This window comes from Aeoliella mucimassa (genome assembly GCF_007748035.1).
GTDB lineage: Bacteria > Planctomycetota > Planctomycetia > Pirellulales > Lacipirellulaceae > Aeoliella > Aeoliella mucimassa.
Map to the genome: position 1 here is coordinate 4,873,885 of NZ_CP036278.1, position 25,402 is coordinate 4,899,286.

The following is a 25,402-nucleotide window of genomic DNA, read 5'->3' on the forward strand; positions in this document are numbered from 1 at the left end:
TTCATCGATCGGGCCATCGATCGGGTCGACATCCCCTGGCTGCTAGCAACCAGGGTTAAAAAACGTTCCAAATGTTAAACCTTGCCGGTCGAGTGGACGATAACGGTGGTAACGGCTGGCCGTGCGCCCCGTTTGCATCACAGAATTCCATTTCGGACAGCGGCCTTCCGCGATCGTCCAAACTCATCACAAAAACGGTTCGACGGATGAATCACAAACTCAAGCACGCCACTTGCGGCCTTGTTGTTCTCGCTTCGATGGCGCTTACCGGCTGCCAGGGCGTCTACTCCGGTCAGGTGCTGCCGAGCCCCTACTACCGTGGCGACGACGTGCAGTACTTTCCCAAAGGCCCTGAAATGAAGCTGGCCCGCGAAGCGGCCGCCATGCAGGAAGCCAAGGCACAAACCGAAAGCACTCCGCAGAATCGCTAAGCCAAGTCGCACCAGCGTCAGCTACTCGGCGCAGTGACTCTCGCTTTGCGACTCTGGCAGATCGCTGCCTGAGTGACGCATAGCAGGTTGTCGCCGAACAGTGCCAGGCGAGCTGACACGTTGCGCTGCGAGCGAATGCACTGGGCGTGAGCCTTGGTGTTCGACCGCCAGCGATGCAGCACTGGCAGCGCGATGCCGAGCGATATCGCAGCCGCGCGCCGATATCGCCTTGCTCGAAACATCAGCCCCCAAACTTGGGGGCTATTTTCGTGCGCCGCCCGCCTGAGGAATGGTCCATGGTGAATAGATTCCCAATTTTCCCACCGATGGGAAAATTGAATCTCGGGCCAAGCTTAAAAAACAGTGGTTTTCGGGCTCGAATAGATTCCCATTTCCCAAAACGCATCGAGTGGGAATCTATTTTCGCGGCGGGAATCAATCGTAAGTCATTGATAGGTAATAAGTTGCATCAACACCTCCGCGGAAAGTGCCCAAAATAGATTCCCACCCATGGGTAACTATTTCTGGGGAGGGGGGCCGATTGAGGATTTGGGATTGCGGATTACGGAATGTCATCCTGCGGGGAGCTTCCAGCGACCCGAAGGATCCAGCCTACCGCTTACAGCCCAAAGCCTACAGCTTTGACAACCGCGCAGCAGCGAACCTCGACTGCCTGGAACTTCCAAGCGCCGTTCTTGCCGTGACTTACCACGCCGACTCAAATTGTCAAAGATCGCCCGCCACTCGGCGAGCATGAACATGCGTCCACACACCCATTAGACCCGATTGGGTGGCCAAATGCGAGCAAAAAACCAGCAGTAACCGCCAAGTCGATCGAGTGTTCCCAGCGGCGGCCCTGGCCCCCGAACCGAAGAGTGATCGTCGCGGTCTTGGAGGGTGAGTCAGGCTCGCCATGCCAGTGGGTTGCGTCCAGATCGATTGCCAATCCCCCGAGCTATCCTGTTTGTACTAATCCTGTTTGTATTACCGAAGTTTCTTGCACGAAAAGGTCGCTGCGATGACGATTACCTACGCGGTCGAACCGCAGCTGTCGGTCGAGGAGTTCGTCGGTGTGCTGGAGCGGTCGACTCTCGCCGCGCGACGCCCGGTCGACGACTTACCGCGCATCGCCGAGATGCTGCGTCATGCCAGCGTGATCGTTACCGCCAGGGATACCGCAGGGCTGCTGGTCGGCGTCTCGCGGGCGATTACCGACTTCAGCTACTGCACCTACTTGTCGGACCTGGCCGTCGATCAGTCGCATCAGGGGCAAGGCATCGGTCGGCAACTCATCGACCACACTCACCAACATGCGGGGCTCGCGACCACGTTGCTGCTGCTCTCAGCACCACAGGCCGAAACGTATTACCCTCACATCGGCATGAAGCCGCACCACTCGTGCTGGCTGCGCTCGCCGCAGCAGTAACCAGCAAGTTCGCAATGTACCGCGCATAAAAAACTACCGACTCGGGAAGCTCCCAAGCCGGAAGTGTTGATCAAGGTGCTAACTCAACACGCCGAGTTAGTCTTTGCCTTTTCCTTTGCCGCGCGATTTACCAGAGCCGTTGCTCGACGCTCCTCGGTTCGAGGAACCTTTGTTCGAAGGCCCTCTATTCGAAGGTGCCTTGTTGGCCTGCCCACGGTTACCGCGGTTGCCACGATTCCCTTCGGCCTGCCCACGATTGGACTGCTGACGATTGGGCTGCTGTGGCTTGCGGAAATCAGGCCTGCGCATCTCGGGCTTTGCTTGCGGACGAGGCTGCTCAGCTTGCTTCTTCGCCGAGCCGCGTTGCTGCTCCTGACGTTTTCGGACCGCTTCGCGTTGTTGTTCCTGAATACGCTTGATCGCATCACGCTGCTGATCTTGCATCTTCTGGAACGTGCGCCGTTGCTGCTCTTGACGCTGTTGGTTGATGTCACGAAGCTGCTGATCGCGGTTTTTAGAAAACTGGCGGATAAAGTCTTGGCGATCCTTCGAAGGCTCGCGAACTTGCTCCTTCTCCTGCTGTTGCAGCTTCTTCTGATACTCTTCGCGTTTCTCCATGTAGTCGCGGATATCACGGTTTCGCGACTTCTCTTGATCGCGAAGCTCTTCACGGCGGTCTTTTTCCGCTTCGAGCAGGCGATCACGATCCACGCGTAGCACTTCATGGCGACGAGGCTGGTTATTGAACTCATAACCACGACGGCGATTGAAGTACCGCCCGTTGAGTAGGATGTCGGAACCAGCCGCTAGCAAAGCATCTTCCAGGTCGACGCGTCCGTTGCGCTGCCAATCGCGTTGCGCCTGCCAGGTGTTGCGGGGACGCATATCACGGTGGTCGCGATAGTAGTCGTGCCGAGTTTGGAACTGGCGAAACCGATCGCGGTGGAACGTGGTATAGAACATCCGCAGCGGATCGTAGTAGTAGCCTTGGTTGTAGGTAGTCCACGCGACGAAGTTATTGCGCGGCATCCGATAGTCGTAGTAATTGCCAAAGCAGTAGTGGCCGTAGTTCATGTTGATGAACAGGTGAACTGGCAAACGATCGACCATCACCACCGAAGTCGGCGAGTAGCGATAGCTGCTGGTGACGTTCTCGTTCATCACGACCGGAGTGTACAGCACACCGCGGTCTTCGAGTTGGTAATCCCAATAGCCAGGCACCACGACGTAGCCTTGTGGAGTCCAGCTGTAACGCATCGGCATCCACACCAGACCATCGTAGCCTTGCGCCCAGAAGCCAGGGCGCCACTCAAACCGCTCGCGGCCAGGTTGCCAACAGCCAGGCACCCAGATGTGCGACGGCGTGGGCTGCGCGCCGGGATTCTCTTCACGAGGTTCGGGAGGTTGCTCGGCCAGCACTAGCAGGTCGGAACCATCGGACCAATAGCCCGACCCCCAGGCGTAGCCGCCATCAACGCGCTCCCAATAGCCAGGTTTCCATACTTTGCCCTCGGGCGGAAGCCGCCAAACACCGCTGACCCATACGAATCGCTCGTCGGCAGGTTCCCATCCCCAGTACCCGGGGATCCATTGGAACTCGCGACTCTGCGGTCCGATGCTGGGAGGGACTTCCGAGACCTTAGCGGGCGGCTGACGGTTGATCACGAACGACGACTGCGAACCACCAAATGGCTGCGCGAACGCTTCGTGAATCGGGCCACGGCTAAGCTCCGTGAATTGGTGCGACAACTCGTTTTGCTGCACCGAGTAGTCGGGGGTCGGCGGGGGAGGCAGCTGGGCCACGAGAGTCGCGGCCGGCAAACTGCAACAAGCGGCGACCAACATGAGCGACTTCGTGCACCTGCTAACGCAGGAAAATAGGCGAGACATCAACGGTTACTCCTTACGAATAATGGGTTCGTCGAAGTAAAAAGCAAACGGAGCGCCATTCGCCGACTGGTTACCCGCAAACAGGGCGAATTCGCAGTTCCCTGACGTTTCGATAGCCTGCCAGGGAAGCGAGAATCTCCTGGCAGAATCGGTCTTTCGCCTGAATACAGCCGTTTTTTGCCTGGAGTTTGGAAAAGCTCCCGCTTGGCCTTTGTCCGACTTCAGAAGTTGGTCGACCGACGAGCAACCCGCGATCAGACTGGTTGCCAGAGCATCAAACTGTCGTCAGAACGACGACAGCTGTCTCAAATCGTGATAGCACTCGCGCGCAACGAGCATTCATCTCTCTAGTCGACCTTGGCAACTCTTGAGAGGTTCTCGCCAGTTCGCCGGAATCGGCTTGGCCGCTAGCAGCTACTCTGCCGGTCGTATGGGCTAAGCGGGGCGACCTTGCCGGTCGTAGCGGTTCTGTCTGTTGCCTTTTCGTAACTTGCTCGATCCATTGGCAACAAAGTCTTTTTCCATCCGCAACCGGTTGGTAAAGTCGAAATCACGGGAGCGCCGGAGTGCTTCCATGAATCCAGAAGCCCACTTTGCGCAGCGGTCGATGCCGCTGCAAGCCTGCTATGTATTTTTCTGAATCTCAGCACGACGAAGTCGACAGCCTGCTCCGTAACGCACGGTTGCGGGACGAATTGGAACCCTTGTTCGACGAGTCGATCGGTAGTGTCGACTACCGCGCGATGTCGACGCATCGCGAAAACGAATTCTTGCAGTCGATGCTCGACTGGGAGCGGGCGCCGATGGTGCCGATCAGCCAATGGTTCGATCCTGAACTGGTGCTGCCGCATCCCGATCACCTGGCGGGTGATCAGTTGAGCGAACTGCTCGATACGGTCGTGGAGCAACTGTACGAAAAGCAAATCGTACTCGACTTCACGAACCACCTCGACGATCGCCAGCTCTACACGCTGATCTATCGCGATATTCTGCCGAGCTACGAGAAGAAACTCTCGAAGCGCAACAGCTTCTTGCATTGGGATTGTGCCAATGTGGAAGGCGACCCCGCCATCTGGTTGCGATACTACGCCAGCGACGAAGAGCGTCAGGTGTGGGCCGACGAAACCGGTGAGCGGCTGCCGCCGCGCGAGGTTCCGCCCCACGCCCGCCAGTTGCCACGCGCCCCGATGTAATCGGGCGGAAGGCCGGAGAATTACAGCATCTCGGGCCACATGGCGTCGCTAACCAGAAGCCCTTCGCGGGTGAGTTTCACGCGGTGGTCGTCCACCTGCAACAGACCGATGTCGACGAACTTGTCGATCGCCTCGGCTGCCAGTTGCTCGACCGCATAGCCAGTGGCTGCTTGAAACTCCTGCCGATCGACTCCTTCCAAGCGGCGGAGTCCGAATACCAACCGTTCGCGAGCGCGAGCTTCGTGGTCGAGCTGTTCCCGTTCTGCGACTGGCGACTCGCCTGCCTGCACACGTCGCAGGTAGGTGGTGGTACTGCGATGATTGGTCTCGCGAACGCCGGCCACGTAACGGGCTGCACCGGGCCCAGCGGCAAAGTACTCGTCGCCCCGCCAGTAGGTTTCGTTATGCCGACTGCGATGGCCCGGCCGCGCGAAGTTCGAGACCTCGTAGTGCTCGTAGCCCGCCTGATTCAGCCGCTCGATGGTCGACAGGTACATGTCGCGTTGCAGCTCGTCTTCCGACTCCACCAGCTCACCCCGTAGCAAGCGGCCCCAGTAAGTGGTGCCCTTTTCGAAGGTGAGCCCGTAGACCGAAATGTGCTCGGGCTGCAAATCGATGGCCTGCTGCAGGTCGCGATGCCACTGGTCGAGCGTCTCGTCCGGCGTTGCGAAGATCAAATCGAGCGACACCGCCAGCTTGTGCTCGTGGGCGAGCTGCATCGAGCGAATGATATCGCTCGCGGTGTGATCGCGTTCGAGCAGTTTCAGCTTCTCGGGCCGAAACGACTGCCCACCCAAACTCAGGCGGTTCGCTCCGCTGTTGGCGATCGTTCGCGCCATGTCGGTCGACATATCCGCTGGGTTGGCCTCGATGGTCCACTCGTAACCGCGGGTGTCGGATTGCAAGAGCGGGTGATGGGCGAGCACGATCTCGCCCAGCCGCTCGAGCCCTTCGCACCCTAATTGGGTCGGGGTTCCACCGCCGAAGTAGAGCGTGATAACCGGCTGCGGCTCGTCGACCAGCGAGGCCAGCTCGCGATCGATCGCATCCAAGTAAGCCGGCACCAACTCGCCCCGCCCTGCGACCACGGCAAAGTTGCAGTAGCCGCATCGATGGGCGCAGAACGGCACATGGATGTAAGCAGCCTGAGGCATGTTAGCGAGTCGACATTCATTGCCGCCGGGGCTGCGTTACTGATTGCCAGCCAGGCTCGAGTCGGACTCGCGAGCCGCGGTCGAGGTGCCTTCGTCGGGATCCGACTCAGGCGTCGATAGCTCGATGATGTTGGCGTACGCCGTGCAGGTGGCGTTGTATGTTTCGCCGCGATCGGTGTGAATGCTGATTTGCTTCTTCAGCTGGCCAGGTTGCTCGCCAGCGCGGAAGTTCAACGATACCACGTGGGTGGTTTTGGCTTCGTCGCCGAACTCGAACGAGAAGCAGTCGTCGCAATCGATCTTGGTGATCGTGAAGGGAGTCTTGCCGCGGACGATCAGCTTCTTGGAAACTTCGCTACCAGGCTCCACATCGCCCAGCACCCAGTTCTCCGGCATCACCGAAATCTCGGGAGTCACGCGGCCTTCGATATCGAGCGGGATGCGGGGGTTGTTGCTGTCGTTGGTAACCAGCACCAATTGATCCTTCAGGTAACCAGCAGGTGCGGTCTCCTTCAGGCGAACCATCAGCTCGTACTGGGCGACTCCGCCGCGGCGCTGCAGGTCGTTCAGCTCGACTTCGTAGTAATCGCTGCTATCGTTCGAGGTGACGACGTCTTTGATTTCCCAGCCACTGCGGCCTGCGTAGCGGACGCGGACACTCTTCTCGTGCTGCGCGCCCTGATCGACGGTACCAAAGTTGATACCGCCCGGCTCGAACACCACGTCGCCGCGAATGTTGCCGCGGACGCGGAGCTGAATCTGGGCCGGATAAGGCTTATCGATCGTTACGGTCAGCGTTGCACTGTGGTACCCGGTGAACGCGCGAGTGTTAAACTTGGCGACCACGTAGGCCTTTTCGTAGGTTTTGATCAGGTTGCCTTCGATCGACGGAGTGGTGCAACCACAGCTCGAACGAACGCTTGCCAGGTGAATGTCTTCGACGAACTTGTTGGTAACTTCAAACTTGTAGACGGTGTCGGACCCGCGAGCGACGGTGCCAAAATCGTGCTCCGTGGTCTCGAACATCTTCTTGGGCCACTCCTGGGCGCTGGCGAAGTTCGAGCAGAACAGGTTCGCCTGCAGGCATGCGGCGATACCAAAAATGAACCAAGCAACGCGAATTTGGCGAGACATGACAATCGTGCTTTCGATGTTAGAGTTCCCCGATGTGGCCAACCGCTATGCGCTTCCCAGCGCTAGTCGGCCCTACCTAGCGACCCCACTAGTATTTGGTAGAAGGACGATCGATTTGCCATAACACTGCAATCGAGGCGAATCCAAGTCGGAGTATCGAACCATCCATCTGGCATTATATAGTTTGTTTGCGGAACTGGTGCAGCAGTCAGTATTGGAATTTAACGTGATTTTCCGTTCAGTGAAGTTTTTCGGAAAGAGCAATTCAGGAGGTGCACATTCGACAGCTGGTTTAGATTCGCTAAGCAGCGCAGTCGGCTTAACCGGAATCCCGACTCCAGGGCTGGGTGCCCCCCCGCGGCAAGGGTGGACCGCTTTGGTATTATCGGGGCACAACCCTGTTACCCGTCCTCTTAAAACTTCCCCGTATCTGCACACCCTATGCCAAACTTCGATAAGGTTGCGATTATCGGCGTCGGCCTGCTGGGAGGCTCGATTGGCAAAGCCCTGCAAGAACGGGAACTTGCTAAAGAAGTCATAGGTATCGGCCGCTATAAGGGCAAATTGTCGCATGCTCAGTCGATAGGAACCGTGACGGAAGCGACCACCGATCTGGCCGAAGGAGTCGCTGGAGCCAACGTGGTGGTCGTTTGCACGCCAGTCGAGACGGTTGCCGACCAGGTGGCCCAGGTGCTCGAGCATGTTGGTCCCGACTGCCTGGTGACCGATGTCGGCAGCACCAAGGAAGCGATTATTCGCGATATTTGTGAGAAATGCGGCCCGCGGGCGTCGCAATTCGTCGGAAGCCACCCGCTGGCGGGGGATCACAACACCGGACCCGATTTCTCCCGGGCCGACTTGTTCGAAAAACGAATGGTCGTGATTACCCCGAGCGATCAGAACGAGTTGGAACCGACGGTGAAGATCGCTGAGTTCTGGCACGCCCTCGGCGCCCGCACCATCTTGCTGCAGGCCGACGAACACGACGCCGCGCTGGCGGTCACCAGCCATTTGCCCCACGCCCTGGCAACCGCTCTGGCGCTGACCACACCGCAGGAGCTGCTCGGCCTGGCAGCGACCGGTTGGGCCGACACCACGCGCGTAGCAGCGGCCGACTCCACGCTGTGGCGACAAATCTTTCTGGCTAATCGCGAGCAGGTGCTCGCTGCACTCGATCATTTTAATGTTCAGTTAACGGCTCTTCGTACGGCCATTGCGACCGACGACGGAGACAAACTCGAAGAACTTCTCTTCGAAGGGAAGAAAATCCGCGATGCTTTGGGAAATTGATGTACTACCGGTCCGCGAGGACCTCGACCGTGACGCCACACAACTGATTGACGAAGCCGCCGAGTTTGGCCTCGCCCAACCGTCTGCTGCTGCCAGTGCGCGGGCCTTCTTGCTCGAAGGAGCCCACCTTTCGGCCGACGATGCGCAACGTATCACCGACGAACTGCTGACCGATAGGGTCGTGGAACGCTCGGTCGTCGCTCAGTCGGGCGATGCTTCGCTCACTAGCTCGCCAGCTTGGCTCACTAGTGATAGCGTGCTGGTGCATGTGCTCCCCAAGCCGGGCGTGATGGACCCCGTGGCTTTGAGCGCTCAGCAGGCGATCGCCGACCTTGGCATCGAACCACCGCTGGTCCGCACCTGTCGCAAGTACTGGATCAGCGGCCTCGACCCAGCAGGCGTCGACCAACTGGCGACCCGCTTGCTGGCGAACGACGCCATCGAACAGGTGGTGGTCGGCCCGCTTACGCTCGATCACCTCGATGTCGGTCGGCCCTACGAGTTCTCGCTGCAGACCGTGGAACTCGACTCGCTCGACGACGAAGGCCTGATGCGTCTGAGCCGCGAGGGTCAGCTCTACCTGCAACTCGCAGAGATGCAGACCATCCAAAAGTACTTCCGCGATCTCGATCGGAAGCCAACCGACATCGAACTCGAAACCCTCGCCCAAACCTGGAGCGAGCACTGCAGCCACAAAACCCTGGCGGGGCGGATTCGCTACAACGGCCCCGAAGGCGAGCGGCAGTTCGAAAACATGCTGAAGGAAACCATCTTCACCGCCACGCAAACGCTGCGTAAGCAGTGGGGCGACGACGACTGGTGCGTGAGCGTATTTGCCGACAACGCAGGCGTGGTTACCTTCAACGACACTTGCCACGTGGCCTTCAAGGTCGAAACCCACAACCACCCGTCGGCCCTCGAACCGTACGGCGGGGCCAACACCGGTTTGGGGGGTGTGATCCGCGACATCCTCGGCACCGGGCTCGGGGCCGAGCCGGTTTGCAGCACCGACGTGTTCTGCTTCGCCCCGCCTGAAACGCCGGCCGACAGCCTGCCGCCAGGCGTGCTGCACCCCCGCCGGGTGATGCAGGGCGTGGTCGCTGGCGTTCGCGACTACGGCAACCGCATGGGCATTCCGACGGTGAACGGCGCCGTGTACTTCGACGAGCGTTACCTCGGCAACCCCTTGGTCTACTGCGGCAACGTCGGCGTGATTCCTCACGACAAGGCGTTCGGCACGGCCCAGCCGGGCGACTACGCGGTGTCGATCGGCGGCCGCACTGGCCGCGACGGCATCCATGGCGCGACCTTCTCGAGCGCTGAGCTGACGCACGAAAGCGAAGACCTCTCCGGCGGCGCGGTGCAGATTGGCAACGCCATCGAAGAAAAAATGGTGCAAGACGTGCTGCTCAAGGCTCGCGACCTGCAACTCTACACCGCGGTTACCGACTGCGGTGCCGGCGGGTTCAGCAGTGCCCTCGGCGAGATGGGCGAAAAGATCGGCGCCGAAGTCTGGCTCGATCGTGCCCCGCTCAAGTACGAAGGCCTCTCCTACACCGAAATCTGGATCTCCGAAGCCCAGGAACGCATGGTCGTTTCGGTGCCAGAAGAAAACTGGCAACAGCTGCACGACCTCTGTGCGTCTGAAGGAGTCGAAGCGACGATCATCGGCCGCTTCGAACCCACGGGTCGGCTGGTGCTGAAGTACCAAGACCAGGTAGTCGGCGACCTGCCGATGTCGCTGCTGCACGATGGCCGCCCGCCGGTGGTTCGCGAAGCTCGCTATTCGCCGCCAGCGACCGAACCGCTGAACCCCGCCGAGCAGGACGACTACACCGCCGAGCTCACGAGCATTCTCGGCTCGCTCAACGTGGCCAGCAAGCAATGGATCATTCGCCAGTACGACCACGAAGTGAAGTCGGGCAGCGTGGTCAAACCGCTGGTTGGTAACCAGTCGGATGGACCAGGCGACGCGGCGGTGGTTTGCCCGGTGATCGATAGCAAAAAAGCGATCGTCATCTCCTGCGGCATGAATCCCCACTACGGCAACTTCGACACCTACCACATGGCCGCCAGTGCCATCGACGAGGCGATTCGCAACTGCGTTGCTGTAGGTGCCGATCCCACGCGCATCGCGATTCTCGACAACTTCTGCTGGGGCGACTGCGAAAAGCCCGAAACGCTTGGCTCGCTGGTTCGCGCGGCTTTGGCTTGTCACGACCTGTCGCTCGCGATGGGCACCCCGTTCATCAGCGGCAAAGACAGCCTGAACAATGAGTTCAGCTACTTCGACGAGTCGGGCAACAAGCAAACGATTGCCATTCCTCCCTCGCTGCTGATCAGTGCCATGGGTCAGATGGACGACGCCAGTCAGGCGGTCACCATGGATCTCAAGGCCGCTGGCAATCCAGTCTATCTGGTCGGCGTTACCAAGGACGAACTCGGCGGCTCGCATTTCGCGCTGGTCCGCGATCTGACCGGCGGGCAGGTGCCGACTGTCGATGTCGAACTCGCTCCGCAGGTCTTCACCGCGGTGCACTCGGCCATCAAGTCGGGCGCGGTGGCTGCTTGCCACGACCTGTGCGAAGGTGGCCTGGCGGTCTCGGCGGCCGAAATGGCGTTCGCCTCTGGCATTGGCCTGGAACTTTCGCTCGACGCGATCGACTCGGCAACCTCGACGGCCAGCAAGCTGTTCAGCGAGTCGAACACCCGCTTCCTGATCGAAGTCAAAGCCGACCGGGCGGGCGAGTTCGAACAAGCCATGGCTGGCGTGCCTTGCGTCAAGCTGGGCCAAACCACCGCTGGCAGTAAGCTCACGATCACCTCGGCTGGCAAGCCGGTGATCGATACCGAACTCACCGCGGTCAAGCAAGCCTGGCAACAACCGCTCGCTTGGTAGTCGAGTCGCCTTGCCCTAGGTTCACCCTCCACGCAACTTCCTCCCTTAGCCCTAAGCCAAACGACCATGTCCCCTCGCGTCTTAGTACTTCGCGCCCCTGGAACCAACTGCGACAAGGAAACCGCGTTCGCCTTCGAACAAGCTGGCGGAACGACTCGCCCTGCGCATGTTCGCGAGTTGCTCGACAACCCTCAGTTGCTCAATGAGCATCAGGTGCTCGCGATCCCAGGTGGATTCAGCTACGGCGACGACATTGCCTCGGGGCGAATCCTCGGCAACCAGTTGCGATTGCGTCTGGCCGAGGCGCTGCTCGAGTTCCGCGACGCCGGCAAGCTGGTGCTTGGCATCTGCAACGGCTTTCAGGTGCTCATGAAAACCGGCCTGCTCGATGTCGACGATGCCGAAGGCCCGCAGGCGACACTGGCCTGGAACAACAACGGCCGCTACGAAGCCCGCTGGGTGAAGCTCGGTGTCGCTCCTGGGGAGTGCGTGTTCCTCAGCGGACTCGACGAAATCGAACTGCCGGTGGCTCATGCCGAAGGGAAGTTCGTGGTTCGCGATCAGGCGACGCTCGACGCGTTGGCCGCCAGCGGACGACTGGTGCTGCGTTACACGCCGGTCGGCGAGCCGGCGCTAGCGACCGCGGCCACGATGGCTCCCGCGGTGCCCTACCCTGCCAACCCGAACGGCGCCTGCGGCGACGTCGCTGGCATCTGCGACACGACCGGGCGAGTGCTGGGACTGATGCCGCACCCTGAGCGGTTCCTGTTCGCCCATCAGCATCCGCAGTGGACCCGCAACGGTCTGACCGGCGACGGAGCTGGCATGAAGCTGTTCGAAAACGCGGTAAAGTACTTCGCCTAACCACCGCTCGGATTCCGCGTTTTGCCCCCATTGGCAAGAAAATCGATGGGTGGGGGCAATTCTTACGTCGCCGGCGATTTCGCTAAGTTCGCTTAGAGCAACCACTTGCGCTGCACGCCCGTGGCGCAAGTGCGAAACCGTTTTGCCCCCTGGGGGCAAAACAAATCGCGACCGATTCCGGTCCAACGATTCGCTTTGCTGGTGCTACCACTTCTCAATTGTCAAAGAGCATCGCACGTCCTCTCGTTCGTGCAATCTCATTAGATCAACCTAGGTGGCCAATTCCCACTCAAATCTGGCGAAGACTAGCAAGGAAAACGAAGTGGCAGAATCTTCGAATTGGCCTTTGACAACGAACTAACGATGGATGAATTCTCACGCCATCCAATGCTTCAGCTGCGATGCCGGTTTGCGAGTTGCTACTGCCCGCTATTCACAGAGCGACTCAACCAAACAAGCTGCTCCACAGACTCTTGGGTCGCTGGTAAGCGAACACCGGCAGGGTACCATGGCGCTGCACAGCGGTGCTCGGTCCGTAGCGCCCCCACGAGAACCCCATGCCAGGCGGGGCGGCCCGCAAATCGATTACCTGCCAGCTCGTATCGAGCCGACTGGCAAACGCTTGCAGCACCTCGTCGCTTGATTCGTGGCACGCTTCCCAGCTGAGGACCTCGGGGTTGGTCTGCCATACGCGAAACGGCCGGTCGGCGTGCACCTGGCTCACCAGGCTCTCGTGTGGCGGCCGGCAACCGCGGAGCAACTCGGCGAGGAACTCGGCCAGGGTCGCACTTTGGTACAGCACCACTGGTGGATCGTGGCAGGCGAAGTAGATGGGGCCGAACGTCGTGCTCTCGGGCGCGAGATCGACCACCCAAAAGTTGCCGCAGCCATCCGAGGCAATCGGCAGGCCATGGGGAAAAATCTCGTCGCACTCAAAGGGAAAGTGATGCCCGGTGAAGTCGACCACGTCGGTCGTCGTGGGCCCCGAGAAGCCTCGGCCGTGCTGCAGTAACTCGCGAATCTCCGTGGGGAGCGGGCAGATAAGCTCGCTGGCGAACTGGTCGATTTCCTCCTCCGTCAGCGGAGGCAACCAGGTCAGCTCGATCGCCAGACCATCGACATCGACGAGGTCCATCGATTCGGCCGCGCAGATTACTTCGAGAGGTGTCATGGTCGCTTCCCCCGCGCCCGATGTTCGTTCGCTGCACCCAAAGCTTCCACTACAGCATACTGGCGATGCGATCTGGCGGGAAGCTTGTTTTCGTCGCTGGCGAGAGTCGCCCAGCTGGGGGGAATGATTACTTGCCGATACAGAAGCGGCTAAACACGCGATCGAGCACGTCGTCGGTGTATACCACGCCGGCCACCTGGCCGAGTTCGTCGAGGGCCAGCCGTAGTTCGGTGGCCACGAGTTCTTCGGCCCCGCCCAACTCGGCCAGTTGCTGGGCGGTGGCAATCGCCTTCTCGGCCGCCTGCAGACTGGCAGCACTACGCTGCGCGGTGCTTGGCACCAGGTCGCTATCCTCGCTGGCGAGTCGCTCGCCGACGGTAGTGGCCAACAATTCGAGTCCCTCGCCAGTGCGGGCGCTGGTAGCCAGGCCATGCAGTGCGGGTCCACCTTGATCGACTTTTGTGACGACTGGCAGCACGTTCTCACCAACCGGCAGTGGAGCCTCGCCCGCTTCGCTGGCATCGCTACAAACCAGCAGCATGTCGGCCGCTTCGCGAGCGATGGTGGTCATCGACTGGGCTTCGCTGGCTGGCGATAGTTCGGCAATGGTCTCGATGCCCGCCGTATCGACGAGCAGACAATCGACCCCCGCCAGCCGCACCTCGACTGTGAGGTAATCGCGAGTCACCCCGCGCTCCGGCGACTCGATCGCCCGCGTGCGATGCGGCGAGGTGCCGAACCGCTCGGCGAGTGCGTTGAACAAACTGCTCTTGCCAGCATTCACCGGACCGACGAGCACCACTTGTGGCCGCGCGGTATCGAGCTTGCGAGCTTCGACCTGTCGGGCCAGGTGGGCGACCTGCTGGTGCACCACTTCGAGCTGCGCGACAAGCACGTCGGCCGCGATGAACTCGATGTCTTCATCGGCAAAGTCGAGCCCCGCTTCGAGATCGGCCAGGAGCAGCAACAGTTCTTCGCGGAGTTCGGCCAGCGGAGTCGCGAGTCCCCCCGCGAGTTGCTTGAGCGAAGTTTGTAGTTCGGCCTCGCCGGTGGCGTCGATCACCCCGAGCACCGCTTCGGCCTGAGTCAGATCGATGCGGCCAGCCATGAATGCTCGCAGCGTGAACTCCCCCGGCTCAGCCAGTCGCGCGCCCGCTTCGCGGGCCTGGGCGACCACGAGTTCGAGCAAGGGAGCGGAGCCGAGCGTGTGGATTTCGACCGTCGGCTGGCAAGTGAAGCTGCGGGTGCCAGGCCATACCATCCAGCGAGCCGGCAGCGTGCGTTGCTCCGGCAATTGCAGCGTGACTGGAATGGCCGTGGGGCGCGTGGGCCAGTCGCCGGCCAAGGGTTCGGCCAGTAGCGCGGTGGCTACCTGGCGAACCTGCTGGCCACTGATGCGGATCACCCCCCGCGGGGCACCCGCGGTGGCCGACGCCACGGCGACGATGGTATCGTCGAGATCCATGCGCTACCGCTTCTTCTTGCCGCCTTTGTTGGCCTTGCTGGTCGCCAGTTTCTTGTTGGCCGTCGAATCGCGATCGGAGTTCTTCGGCTTGTTCGAAACCGACGTCTTGGGCACGTTGGTCTTCGGTGGTTCGGGGCGGGGAATCATCTTCCGCTCCGCGATACCCCAGATGCTCGAGGCAATGAAGTACAAGCACAAACCAGCAGCCACTTTGAAGAACATGAAGCCCATGAAGAACATCATGAACTTGGTGACCTTCTGCATCATCTCGGCTTGCTCATCGGCCGCCGGGGGCATGAACATCTTTTGCTGCAGCAAGAACAACGACACCGTGACCAGCGGCAGAATGTTGAGATAAGGGCCAAGAGCGAACATGCCTTCGCCGTTGAGGAACCACTGCGGCCACGGCATGCCCGACCAGTCGATCAGCATGTCGGGAGCGGCCAAGTTGGAGCACCAACGTAGTCCGGGAATCAGCGACGCCTGGCGGAGGTCGACGTCGACCATCAGCGCCCGATAGAGTCCGATGAAGATCGGCAGTTGAATGAACATCAACAAGCAACCGCCCATCGGATTGTAATTATGCTTGGCAAACAGCTCTTGCTGTGCCTTCATCTGAGCTTGGGTGTCGTCCTTATAACGCTCCTTGATGCGATCGATCTCCGGGCGCAGTTCCTGCATCATCGCCATGTTCTTGGCTTGCTTGCGGCTGAGCGGAGTCATCAACCCGCGGGCGAGCACGGTCAGGCCAAAGATCGCCAGGCCGTAGTTGCCGAGGAACGAGTAGAAGAAGTTCAGGATGCCGACCATCAACTGGGGAATGCCCAGGTTGCCGGAGTAGCCGTAGTACACGAAGTCGTCGAGCGACTGCTGCGGCGCGGCCGGCAACGTGTACTCTGCCAGCAGGTCGGGATGCTTCGGCCCGGTGAACAAGGTCGAAGCATGCGTTTTCGACGAGCCCGCTTCGTCCTTGGCGGCCAGCTCGAGCATCTGACTGGTGAGTTTGAAGCTCGAGTTCTGATACTTTTGCTGGTAGCTGTTCTTGTCGTCGATTTTCGTGCTTGCAATGACCGGGGTGAACGTCGTGTACCAGCGTTCTTCGACCGCCTGCTTGAGCGGCACCATGGTCGCGGCAAAGTACTGCGCGTCGACACCGATGTAAGCGAGCGACTCGCCATCGCCGTACGGGTTGATCTTACCTTTGGCGATATTGCGGCACGCAAAGTCTTTCTCGGCACTGCCGTAGGTTCGCATCAGCACGTCGCGAATGCCGTAGCCCGACCATCCGCGGCCGACCTTACTGGCGTACCAGAACCCTTCGATCGGCAGCCCGTTAGGACCCTGCAACACGTACTGCACCTGCTGCGGAGTGGAGAGCAGGTTGCGAATCTCGACATCGAACTCAAAGTGGTAGGTGATTTCGTTGTTGGTATCTTCGGTGGCTTGTTCTTCGCTCACGTCCTTGGCGATCTTCAGCCGCTTCACGACTTCGATGCCGAGTTCCGGCAGCACCTTGCTGAAGGTCAGTTGGTCGGCCACGGTATCGTCGACTGCCCACACGCCGGTCACGAGCTCGGCGTTGGCCTTGTCGAACGCCTGCACGGTTCCGTTGTACGGTTCGATGCGGCTGATGGTGATTTCGAGCGACGGGTGGGCCTCGAATTCCGGCGGCAGCTTATCGCTGTGCAGGAAGATGTTCTCTTGCTCAGGGCGGATCAACTCGAGCGGCCGGCGAATCAGCTTGGCCGTGAGCGTCTTGGCGGCCCCGCCCCGTTGAACGGTTACGGTGACCTCTTCGCCTGGCTTCGACTTCGCCATGGCAAGCGCGAAATCGGCGACCTCTTTGATGTCGCCGCCGACCATCTTGCTGTTGGCAGCCGGCTGGATGGAGGTCAGCACGTCGTCGGCCTCGACGCCGGCCAGGGCGGCTGGGCTGCCGGGCGTGACCGATTGGATCACCACGCCGGTGGGGCTATCAGTGAGTTCCAACTGGCCGAGAAACCCCGACTGGTCGTGCAAATCGCGGTACTTGGGACTCGCGAGCTGGATGCGGCGGATGGTCGCCCCGTGGGTGTCGAACGTCGCCGCCATGCGGTAGGGGCTATCGGGATCGATCGATCCGAGCGTGACGAACGGAGGGGAATCGACCTCGGGAGCCACGATTTGCTCGGCCGGCGGAGCCTGGTCGCCTTGCTCTTCGCCGGATGCCGGATCGTCGCCCTCAGCGCCTGCAGCGTCGCCACCCTCGGCTTCGGCAACCGCATTTGCATCGGCATCGGGCTTGGGCTTCACCACCTTGGGAGGATTGAAGAGCGTCCATAGCATAAGTATGGCGCAAGCCGTGATGAGAAAGTTGACGTATCTCCTATCCACTTCGGTTCCAGTCCTTCCGGCGTACGGCGGGCGTATTGGGGGGTGTTGGCGAGGTCGTCCTGCGACAGGGCAGTTTCGACGCAAAGCGAGCGAGGCGAACGAATTCGCTTATTCGCCATAAGGCAACGAATCTTGGACCTTTCTGCTAGCGACCTTGCTTAATGCGGTCGCCGAGGAAATTGTCCAAATCGGGAATGTCGTAAATCTTGTTGGCGGTTACATCGCGATCGTAATCCACCCGGTGGAACGTGACCTGATGCTCTTCCTGCACCACGTAGCACGAGCGATTGTCGCCATCGCGGGGCTGACCGACCGAACCGACATTGATCATGAATTTCTGATCGGTCACGTTGTAAACGTAGTTTGTCTCGTCCGGCGACAGGAAGTTGCGGCTCTCGGTAAACACACCTGGCACGTGCGTGTGTCCCTGGAAGCAGCCAAGCGTGATCAGGCCGAACAGCTTGTCCATTTTCTTCTGGTTGTAGATATCTTCGGGGAACACATACTCGTTCACGGGGTTACGAGCCGAACCGTGCACGAACAGCCAGTTGCCATCGCGGTGGACCCGCGGGAGTGCGCCGAGGAAATCCCACCGACGGTCGGTGTCGTCGCGACTGCCGGTGCCATTTTCCAGCTGCGCCCGAGTCCAGAAGATCGCCCGTTCGGCCCCGCTGTTGAATCCCTCGGGATCAAACAGAGCACCTTGGTCGTGGTTACCCAAGATGGTGACCGCCGCATTGTCGATCACCAAATCCAAGCATTCACAAGGATTGGGTCCGTAGCCGATAATATCGCCCAGACAAAAAATTTCGGTCACTCCCTGACTGCGGATGTGCTCCAATACAGCCTTGAGTGCCTCGACGTTGCCGTGAATATCGCTGATTATTGCCCGCTTCAACACCGATCGTGCCTCGCGTCAGTTAAATACGCGTCAAACGCGTGTGCCAGGTTGCGAACGCCCGCTCGCGAACAGAACTGCTAATATAACGGATCGAGGCAACTCGCCCCAACCCAACGCTCACCTGGCCGACGATACTGGGTGATAGTCCTGTCCGAAACTCACAAATCTAAGACTCAATTGAACTTGCGTCAAGCGGGCCGACATGAATCCACCGATTATCCTTGCGATCGAAACCTCCGGAAAAATAGCCAGTTTAGCCTTGCTCGAGGCTCAACCGGCCGATTGCCAGCTGCTGCAACAAGTTGCACTCGCTGCCGATCAGCGTACCGCCCAGGCGTTGGTGCCTGCAATGCACCAACTGCTCAAATCCCACAACATGGATGCTAGCCAGCTCGGGGCCATCGCAGTGGTGACCGGCCCGGGGTCGTTCACTGGGCTCCGCATCGGCGTGACCGCGGCCAAAACCTTAGCTTATGCCAGCGAAACCACGTTGGCCGGAGTCAACACGCTCGACACCCTGGCCGCGCAGGCGCCGGCCCAGGCAGCTCGGGTGTGGGGAGTGGTCGACGCCCAGCGGGGCGATCTATTCGCTGCCTGCTACACGACCGACATGCGGCAAACCCTGGGCGAGAGCGATCCCACCCAGCTGCTGGCAGCCGAACGTTGGCTCGAGCAGCTTCAGCCGGGCGATGTGGTAATCGGGCCGGCGGCGGCCCGCTATGCGGTACGTTTGCCAGAGGGAGCCGAGATGGCCCCAGAGGCCGACTGCACCCCTCACGCGGCGACGGTCGGCCAGCTTGGCTGGCAAATCATCAACCGCCAGGGCGGGGTCGATCCGTTCGCCCTGGTGCCGCATTACCACCGCTTGAGCGCGGCCGAGGAAAAGGCCCTTGCAGCCAAGCGGTAACCGAATATCGCGAAGGCTTATAGCTTCTTGAGGTCGAACGTGGGGTTCACCCCCTCGCGCGAGCTGGAGTTCGCTTCGTGCCCGCAGGTCTTGGTTTCCCCACCTGCGGTGATCGTCACGTTGTAGAGACCGATGAGCATCAAGTCGCGTCCCTGCAAGCTGCTCGGCAGGTCGGCGTCGGCGTACGTCAGCCGGGCGATGCCTGCGGAGTCGGTCGTGCCTTGAGCGGGAGAGAGCACGTCGGCCAGGAACTCGACCGGCGCGTAATTCACAGTCGCCCCGGCAACCGGGCGGTTGCTGCTGAGCACCGTGCACGTGATGTTTGCCAGCGTTGCATCGCTGGCAAACAGCGTGCTCAGACGACTCTCGAGTTCGTCCTTGGCAATGTTGCCATCGCCGCTGGAGTCGTACAGTTGCAGGCTGTCGCGCAACGCGGGGCAGCTCTCGAGCTCGGAACTATCGAGCTGACCATCGCCGTTGGTGTCGAGCTTCTCGAACGCACTACTTGCGGCCGACGAAACGTTTACCGACTTGCTTCGCCAGTCGTCGTTATTCATCCCGCCGCAACCGGTGACTACCAGCAGCAACCCTACACACGCAGCCTGAACCTTCAACGCACTCTCCTTCAATGCATCATCGCCGCGAACCGAATTGATCAACCAGCCAGCGTTACCGGCGGCCACCACTGTCGCGTTGGGGATTGTAATACTGCTCGTGATCCACGGCACCATCCTTACGATTGCAAGCACCACGGAACGCGTAGCTGTCGATGTCGTATTCGATGGCATCCACGCTACCGTCGCAGTAGGCCATCATGAAAACTGACGGATGTGAGCTCCCGAAACGGGTGTCGTCTGGTACCCCTTCGGTGTCTTGCTGTGGAGCATTGTAGCCGTTGCGGTAGTTGTCGTTGTTGTAGCCAGTGCACCAAGTTTCGTTGTCACCACCATCGTTGCCAGTGATGTAGTTGGCTGGATTCAGGTACTTTTCGCCGTAGAGGAAAGTCTTGGACGTACCATCGGTGATGTGACGAATATCCACTTCGCTGCGACGGAAGCTGATGCCGTTGAGTTCGGCCACTCCCAAACAACTGGAGGTCTTCTTGCCGGTCTTGCTGTTGCACCAATCAAAATTGGCTGCCGCTGCAATCGTCGATGGCTGATTACCATATTGGTTGTGCAACTGATCGCCGGTGTTGGCCGCGTAGTCGCTGCGACCAACCAGTCCGCCTCCGGATACGTTCTGAGCATTGTAGGCAATGAAGTCTCCATCCCACGGCTTCGGCATCAACGACGTGACCCGACGCGAGGGACAGCGGATCATATCGACCGGCTGCTGCACCACCTGGGTTGCCCCAATTTTCTGCTGTGCAGTGATGTTCTCAGGATCTCCATCCGAGGCCAGATCGTGCAGAGCGGTCTCTTCAATGAAGGGGAGCAGCGAGTAAATCCACCCACCAGGTTGTTTTTCGCCGTAGCCGCGATCAGCGTCACCGACCCAGAAGTAGTCCCATCCACCAGAGGGATAGAACTTCATGGTGGATTGGTGATTCATCGCACCCAAAGCGAGTTGCTTTAGATTGTTGCGACAGCTTTCGCGTCGAGCCGCTTCGCGAGCTGCTTGCACAGCGGGTAACAACAGGGCTACCAAGATGCCGATAATGGCGATCACCACCAGCAGTTCAACCAACGTAAAGGCGGCATTCCGTTTTGTCTTCATTCCAGCACTCCTGCACCAAGAGAATGGGTGGTCGACAGCTTTCCGAGAAACTGTGAAATGTAGTTATAGCTCGAATCGGGCATCTTCTGTCAATCATTTAGATCGGAAGATGCCGCGATTCGTGCCATTGCGAGTCGGTAAGATGAGTCAATTTCGCTTTAATTCTTCCGCATTTTCCAAGCCAGACCACAGGTCGCAGCCAGCAACAACATCACGAGCGAGGTCGGTTCGGGAACCGCTTGACCAGCAAGCAACTCGCCGAGATTCAACGAACCTGGATCGGGGTGATTGGCCCACAGGATACTCCAGTCGCTAAAGTCGACCATACCGTCCAAGTTGAAGTCGCCATTTTGCCAAGTGCCAAAGTCGCCCGCGGTCACGGTGTTGTGGGCACCTTGGAACTGATTGACCGAACGCCAGTTCGAAACGACCGCGTTGACGTCGATGTCGTCGATCACGCCGTCGAAGTTCGAGTCGCCGGGAATCAGGTCGGATCCACCGAGTAGCGAATCGAGCTCTGCAGCAATCCAGGCGTTATCTTCAAACAGGTTGAATGTGCCGTAGTTCTTGCCAGCAGGCGAGGTAGTGACGCCGGTGTTGTCGCCATAGACGTACATCTCGATTTCGTCGACCGCCCCTTCGAAGTACTCACCATGTACCGCGCCGAAACCATCGCCTTCGAGTTCGGCGGCACCGATGGTGAGCTGCCCAACCCGAGTACCTCCCGAGATAAACGCTTCGGGTGGCTGAGTATCGGCGTTGGCCGAAACCGCGATTCCGTCGACGTAGACTACCGACATGAACTCGTTGAAGTCTTTGCCACCATCAATTTCGGGAGCGAAATCGTCGCCGGCGGTATAGATGTGGTGCATCACGTGGTACCAGGTGTCGCCCACCACGTCGACCGTGGCTTCGATGTCGGTATCATTCACGTGGTACGAGTTGATCTGAGTCCACTTGCCATCGGCAGTAATGGCAACACCACCGGCGGTCATCGTGTCCATCAGAACCACTTGACGTTCGGTGCCAAGTTTCGAGCCTGCTTCGGGATAAACCCACATCTGCAGACCACGAGCAGAAATGCCGTCATAATTAAAGGGGTAAGGATCCTCTCCATTGGGATCGATCAACGGCAGATTGGGAGCGTTGCCTTGTTCACCAAGCTCGGTAGGACCGGCCAAGACATCGGGACGATTCAATGGCAGGTTCGTGTAGAGCACATCGCCATCGCCATCGAACTGAGCGCCCAGCGTGTTGCCAGCACCGGGACGATTCAACCCCGAAGCGCCCATGCTCACGTAGGTTGGATTGCCAATGACTTGCAGATCGATGTAGGCACCGCTCGGACCTTGCGAATCGTAGGTATAGCCGTCGCTCTCCGAACCAATGGTGGTGTTCTCCGTAGCGGTTTCGTCGTCGCCTAACTGATACCAACGATCGACCGTGACATTGGCTACCTGAGCCGATGCCTGACTGCAGATCGCAACCGCAATCAACAGAGCAGCGGCAGTTCCCTTTGAGGCTACGCTTGAAAACATCGCGTTCAATACTCCCTTACGTTGTGCGCCAACCACCAAGGCGATCGTGCCGAGCACGGTTAGCATTAACATCGAAGAAGGCTCAGGAACGACGCTGGAGGCAGCTAAGCTGCCACTAGCGCCTCCAGAGACGTTCCCAAAGTTGGCCTTCCAAAGATCGTAGTCATCGCTATCGACGGTACCCGAACCGTTGCCGTTGCCCGACAGCAGATCGCCTTCGGGCGAGCCAAGGTTATCGCGCCACACGGTGTAGTCGCCGAGATTCACGATGCCGTCGCCGTTGAAGTCGCCATCGAGGCTCGGTGCGACCACGGTAGTGAACTCCACATTACCGGTTCGCATGAGTCCCGAAACTGCATTGCGGTACAAGAACTCAACGGGCTGCTCGCCAGCACCCGCCTGATAGGCGGCACCGAGGAACATGCTTTGGCCTGCTTCGAGCGACTGGCTGCCAGTCAGGTGGAATTCTGACAGGAAGCCATTGCTAGCGCCACCGAGCACTTCCCAACCATCGGCATCGCCAGGCCCTGCGTCGAGTGGGCTCCAACCAGCCTCGTTTAGGCTGTTGTTGGACGAAGAAATCTCGTAGTACTCCATCGGCACTGCAGCAGCGATGGTCGTATCGTTCACGATTTGGGCCAGTCCGCTCGTGGGATCGATTTCGAGCGTAAGAGCGGTTTCCGCTTCGCTAAGGAAACTCGAAGCGGTGATTTCGATACCAGCAATATTGCTGATACCAGGATTTGTACGAGCCGGAGAACTTAGCGTAAGCAAACCAGACAAACCACTGGCGGTAATTGAGTTACCAGAGTCGATCATGCCAGAGCTAATGGCAAATGCTCCACTGGTCGTGTAGTTGGTGCCATTAATGTCCATATCGAACAGACCAACGGTTCCATCACCAGAGTCGGTGTTGAAGTACACGGTGACATCGTAAGTTGCAGCGGGAATGTCGGCGATCTCGACGTTCATGCCAGTCGCCCCGTTATCGTCGAGAAAACCACGCAACAGCTTCGCTTCTTCGGTATCTTCGGGACCAGCCGACCAAGTGGTAGCCGAGTGCCATGAAACGCCAGCACCGGTGCTAATGCCATTTTGATCGACCAAGGTGCTGGAACCGAGATTGCCTGAGAAGTTATTCCAGTTCGTCGAATTGACCTGTCCGGCAGGACCGTCGACGGCAACGCCGTTGCCGATGAAGTTGATGCTGATTGCCGATTGAGCGGTGGCCACGTTGGCAGACAAGGTGAAAACGGTCAGCACGCAAGCGACCAAGGCCAACCCGCGACGCATTTTTCGACCACAGCAAAAACCAGCTAATACCAAGCCAAACAGGGCCAACGTAGTGGGCTCGGGCACCGAGTTGGCTTGCGGCAATGCGGCAAACGCAGCGGCCGAGTTGTTCGCGATGAACACTTCCTTAAAGGCCAGCAGGTCGTCGATGTCGTTGTCGCCATCGCCGTCGAAGTCGCCTTGATAGTAAGCTTCAGCCACCGACAAGCCAGTCAAATCGCTCTTATAGCCGTCGCGTTGGGTCGGCCAGTCGAGGGCGTCGATCACGCCGTCGAAGTTGTAGTCGCCATACTCGTAGGTGGTGCTACCGTTGCTCGAATCGCTGTCAACGACTTCCATGATACCCTTCGTGGCATCGGCATCACCAGCAACCAGATACTCAAACGACAAATCCGCTTCCGAGGGGAACTGGCGCCAGAGTGCGGAGCCGAGCGAAATCGACTGCCCTTGGGCGATGGTGCCAGTCGATAGAGTCGCTTCGCTCAATTCTTCCTGCGAATCAACGATTTCCATCCAGCTATCATCGCTTCCGATGGTGCCATCCGAGTCGTAGGTATCGGTAATCGAAGTCCATGCTTCGGGATTCCACGCACCATTGCCTGATAGCAGACCAAGACCGGCAAATTCCACCGTCGAACCGGTGTTGTTGCTGAGCATCACGTCGCCGGTGTCGCGATCGACACTCAAACGTAGCGCAACGTCGTAGATGATGTCGTCGATCTCTTCGATGATCAAACCGGTGATCGAACCGCGCTGCGAACCGTTGCGAGGGTTGCCTTGAATCGACAGCGAACTTCCCGAGGAATTGATGGTCCAGTAATTTCCACGGTTAGTTCCGTCGGCTAGCGCCCAGGAGTCGCCCGTCGCAGCACTGGTAGCGTTGATGCCACCGTAGGCAGGGGCCGTTGCTGCACCAAACACCGAAGCTCCGTTCACGGTGAAGTCGAGCGTGTCGTATTCATCGCCTTGATCAGAAGCCAGCAAACCGTAAACGCGGTAGCTGGCATAAGGAATACCGGAGACACTGACCGAAATGCCCGAGCCACCATCGTCGAGATAACCGACCGATAGCTTGGCTTCGTCGGTGCCGGTACCGTCGCCGTTGTACCAGACATTCGAAGAACTCCAGGTAATCGAAGCACCGGTATCGATTCCGGAATCGTCGATCAGGTTGCTCATGCTTCCCGAAGCGCTTGCCGTGGATCCATTCCAGTTGGCACTATCGGTATCTAGAGGACCGATCAACTCGCCGCCGTTGAAGATTTGGTTGCCGTTGTTTTCGCTGAAATTGAAAGAAATAATCTGGGCTTCGGTTTTTACACAGCAGCAGGCCGCGCCAACTATGAGGGCCAGCCATAGATACGATCGGGCAGGGAACGTCATCGCTATCAAACTCCTGAAGATACGCGGAAATACTTTAGCGCACTGGTGCAAACTTAATGGTGTACTACTAGCCTCCACTCCCCGAAGTTGCCAAAGGCAACCTTTTCCCCCGGGCGAGAGAAGCTTCAGGCCGTTCAATGAGGTCGAATCGTTGACGGCCGACAGGCAAAACAGCAAAAGAAATCTCAAAAGTGCAAGTCATTTAACTCCATAAGCAAACACACGGCTTTCATCAATGAACCGCCGATAGTTTGTCCAAGTACTGAACTTAATTGATCACTCCCTCCGGCAGTATGTATATTTGTAAAGTAACAATCTTTTTTTCAATTAAGCCAAAATTTCACCAAACCCAAGCGCCTACAGGTGCGTCG

18 protein-coding genes are annotated in these 25,402 nt (G+C 59.1%); 7 read left to right on the forward strand and 11 right to left on the reverse strand.

The window, feature by feature from the left end:
* Positions 1-206: 206 nt before the first annotated feature.
* Positions 207-431, forward strand: coding sequence for a hypothetical protein (locus Pan181_RS19095; protein ID WP_145249137.1), 225 nt, complete (start codon positions 207-209; stop codon positions 429-431).
* Positions 432-448: 17 nt separating this feature from the next.
* On the opposite strand, the gene Pan181_RS19100 is transcribed toward Pan181_RS19095, so the two are convergent.
* Positions 449-673, reverse strand: coding sequence for a hypothetical protein (locus Pan181_RS19100; protein ID WP_145249138.1), 225 nt, complete (start codon positions 671-673; stop codon positions 449-451).
* A 776-nt stretch (positions 674-1,449) separates the two neighbouring features.
* Between Pan181_RS19100 and Pan181_RS19105 the strand changes: the two genes are divergently transcribed.
* A complete protein-coding gene (locus Pan181_RS19105; RefSeq protein ID WP_145249140.1) occupies positions 1,450-1,857 on the forward strand; it encodes a GNAT family N-acetyltransferase in 408 nt (135 codons plus the stop codon).
* A 96-nt stretch (positions 1,858-1,953) separates the two neighbouring features.
* Here Pan181_RS19105 and Pan181_RS19110 read toward each other — a convergent pair whose 3' ends face one another.
* Positions 1,954-3,747: a YXWGXW repeat-containing protein gene (locus Pan181_RS19110; protein WP_145249142.1), complete on the reverse strand. Its 1,794-nt coding sequence runs from the start codon at positions 3,745-3,747 to the stop codon at positions 1,954-1,956.
* Positions 3,748-4,373: 626 nt separating this feature from the next.
* Here Pan181_RS19110 and Pan181_RS19115 point away from each other — a divergent pair.
* Positions 4,374-4,940 carry a hypothetical protein gene (locus Pan181_RS19115; RefSeq protein WP_145249144.1) on the forward strand — a complete coding sequence of 189 codons (567 nt, stop codon included), beginning with the start codon at positions 4,374-4,376 and terminating at the stop codon, positions 4,938-4,940.
* 20 nt (positions 4,941-4,960) lie between these two features.
* Here Pan181_RS19115 and hemW read toward each other — a convergent pair whose 3' ends face one another.
* Together hemW and Pan181_RS19125 are read right to left on the reverse strand one after the other, a co-directional pair.
* Positions 4,961-6,094 (reverse strand): radical SAM family heme chaperone HemW, encoded by a 1,134-nt coding sequence (gene hemW, locus Pan181_RS19120; RefSeq protein WP_145249146.1) that lies wholly within the window; start codon positions 6,092-6,094, stop codon positions 4,961-4,963.
* 36 nt (positions 6,095-6,130) lie between these two features.
* On the reverse strand, positions 6,131-7,228 hold the full coding sequence (locus Pan181_RS19125) for a DUF1573 domain-containing protein (RefSeq protein ID WP_145249148.1): 1,098 nt from the start codon (positions 7,226-7,228) through the stop codon (positions 6,131-6,133).
* Positions 7,229-7,669: 441 nt separating this feature from the next.
* Between Pan181_RS19125 and Pan181_RS19130 the strand changes: the two genes are divergently transcribed.
* From Pan181_RS19130 to Pan181_RS19140, 3 genes are all read left to right on the forward strand, one after another.
* Positions 7,670-8,518 (forward strand): prephenate dehydrogenase, encoded by an 849-nt coding sequence (locus Pan181_RS19130; protein WP_145249150.1) that lies wholly within the window; start codon positions 7,670-7,672, stop codon positions 8,516-8,518.
* The gene (gene purL, locus Pan181_RS19135) at positions 8,502-11,417 is read left to right on the forward strand and encodes a phosphoribosylformylglycinamidine synthase subunit PurL (RefSeq protein WP_145249152.1); all 2,916 of its coding nucleotides are present in this window, start codon (positions 8,502-8,504) and stop codon (positions 11,415-11,417) included. Before Pan181_RS19130 ends, purL begins: the two co-directional genes overlap by 17 nt.
* Before the next feature lie 66 nt (positions 11,418-11,483).
* Positions 11,484-12,281, forward strand: a complete 798-nt coding sequence (locus Pan181_RS19140) for a phosphoribosylformylglycinamidine synthase subunit PurQ (RefSeq protein WP_145249153.1) — start codon at positions 11,484-11,486, stop codon at positions 12,279-12,281.
* Positions 12,282-12,726: 445 nt separating this feature from the next.
* Here the strand turns inward: Pan181_RS19140 and Pan181_RS19145 are convergent, their stop codons facing one another.
* The 4 genes from Pan181_RS19145 to Pan181_RS19160 form a co-directional block, all read right to left on the reverse strand.
* The gene (locus tag Pan181_RS19145) at positions 12,727-13,452 is read right to left on the reverse strand and encodes an SMI1/KNR4 family protein (RefSeq protein WP_145249155.1); all 726 of its coding nucleotides are present in this window, start codon (positions 13,450-13,452) and stop codon (positions 12,727-12,729) included.
* Positions 13,453-13,579: 127 nt separating this feature from the next.
* Positions 13,580-14,917 carry a tRNA modification GTPase gene (locus tag Pan181_RS19150; RefSeq protein ID WP_145249157.1) on the reverse strand — a complete coding sequence of 446 codons (1,338 nt, stop codon included), beginning with the start codon at positions 14,915-14,917 and terminating at the stop codon, positions 13,580-13,582.
* Positions 14,918-14,920: 3 nt separating this feature from the next.
* Positions 14,921-17,242: a YidC/Oxa1 family insertase periplasmic-domain containing protein gene (locus tag Pan181_RS19155; protein ID WP_145249159.1), complete on the reverse strand. Its 2,322-nt coding sequence runs from the start codon at positions 17,240-17,242 to the stop codon at positions 14,921-14,923.
* Between the two features lie 193 nt (positions 17,243-17,435).
* Positions 17,436-18,188 (reverse strand): metallophosphoesterase family protein, encoded by a 753-nt coding sequence (locus Pan181_RS19160; protein ID WP_145252339.1) that lies wholly within the window; start codon positions 18,186-18,188, stop codon positions 17,436-17,438.
* 205 nt (positions 18,189-18,393) lie between these two features.
* On the opposite strand from Pan181_RS19160, the gene tsaB reads away from it, so the two are divergent.
* Positions 18,394-19,098: a tRNA (adenosine(37)-N6)-threonylcarbamoyltransferase complex dimerization subunit type 1 TsaB gene (tsaB, locus tag Pan181_RS19165; RefSeq protein ID WP_145249161.1), complete on the forward strand. Its 705-nt coding sequence runs from the start codon at positions 18,394-18,396 to the stop codon at positions 19,096-19,098.
* Between the two features lie 17 nt (positions 19,099-19,115).
* On the opposite strand, the gene Pan181_RS19170 is transcribed toward tsaB, so the two are convergent.
* The 3 genes from Pan181_RS19170 to Pan181_RS19180 form a co-directional block, all read right to left on the reverse strand.
* Positions 19,116-19,781 (reverse strand): EF-hand domain-containing protein, encoded by a 666-nt coding sequence (locus Pan181_RS19170; protein WP_231943645.1) that lies wholly within the window; start codon positions 19,779-19,781, stop codon positions 19,116-19,118.
* Positions 19,768-20,817, reverse strand: a complete 1,050-nt coding sequence (locus tag Pan181_RS19175) for a DUF1559 family PulG-like putative transporter (protein WP_145249165.1) — start codon at positions 20,815-20,817, stop codon at positions 19,768-19,770. The genes Pan181_RS19170 and Pan181_RS19175 overlap by 14 nt, the downstream gene beginning before the upstream one ends.
* 158 nt (positions 20,818-20,975) lie before the next feature.
* Entirely contained in the window at positions 20,976-25,031 is a 4,056-nt protein-coding gene (locus Pan181_RS19180) for a PEP-CTERM sorting domain-containing protein (protein ID WP_145252341.1), read from the reverse strand.
* Positions 25,032-25,402 lie beyond the last annotated feature (371 nt).

Excerpts from the sequence above, each read along its gene's own strand:
- Pan181_RS19095 (WP_145249137.1), top strand. The coding sequence starts at position 207 with ATGAATCACAAACTCAAGCACGCCACTTGCGGCCTTGTTGTTCTCGCT.
- Pan181_RS19100 (WP_145249138.1), bottom strand. The coding sequence starts at position 673 with ATGTTTCGAGCAAGGCGATATCGGCGCGCGGCTGCGATATCGCTCGGC.
- Pan181_RS19105 (WP_145249140.1), top strand. The coding sequence starts at position 1,450 with ATGACGATTACCTACGCGGTCGAACCGCAGCTGTCGGTCGAGGAGTTC.
- Pan181_RS19110 (WP_145249142.1), bottom strand. The coding sequence starts at position 3,747 with ATGTCTCGCCTATTTTCCTGCGTTAGCAGGTGCACGAAGTCGCTCATG.
- Pan181_RS19115 (WP_145249144.1), top strand. The coding sequence starts at position 4,374 with ATGTATTTTTCTGAATCTCAGCACGACGAAGTCGACAGCCTGCTCCGT.
- hemW (WP_145249146.1), bottom strand. The coding sequence starts at position 6,094 with ATGCCTCAGGCTGCTTACATCCATGTGCCGTTCTGCGCCCATCGATGC.
- Pan181_RS19125 (WP_145249148.1), bottom strand. The coding sequence starts at position 7,228 with ATGTCTCGCCAAATTCGCGTTGCTTGGTTCATTTTTGGTATCGCCGCA.
- Pan181_RS19130 (WP_145249150.1), top strand. The coding sequence starts at position 7,670 with ATGCCAAACTTCGATAAGGTTGCGATTATCGGCGTCGGCCTGCTGGGA.
- purL (WP_145249152.1), top strand. The coding sequence starts at position 8,502 with ATGCTTTGGGAAATTGATGTACTACCGGTCCGCGAGGACCTCGACCGT.
- Pan181_RS19140 (WP_145249153.1), top strand. The coding sequence starts at position 11,484 with ATGTCCCCTCGCGTCTTAGTACTTCGCGCCCCTGGAACCAACTGCGAC.
- Pan181_RS19145 (WP_145249155.1), bottom strand. The coding sequence starts at position 13,452 with ATGACACCTCTCGAAGTAATCTGCGCGGCCGAATCGATGGACCTCGTC.
- Pan181_RS19150 (WP_145249157.1), bottom strand. The coding sequence starts at position 14,917 with ATGGATCTCGACGATACCATCGTCGCCGTGGCGTCGGCCACCGCGGGT.
- Pan181_RS19155 (WP_145249159.1), bottom strand. The coding sequence starts at position 17,242 with ATGCTATGGACGCTCTTCAATCCTCCCAAGGTGGTGAAGCCCAAGCCC.
- tsaB (WP_145249161.1), top strand. The coding sequence starts at position 18,394 with ATGAATCCACCGATTATCCTTGCGATCGAAACCTCCGGAAAAATAGCC.
- Pan181_RS19175 (WP_145249165.1), bottom strand. The coding sequence starts at position 20,817 with ATGAAGACAAAACGGAATGCCGCCTTTACGTTGGTTGAACTGCTGGTG.
- Pan181_RS19180 (WP_145252341.1), bottom strand. The coding sequence starts at position 25,031 with ATGACGTTCCCTGCCCGATCGTATCTATGGCTGGCCCTCATAGTTGGC.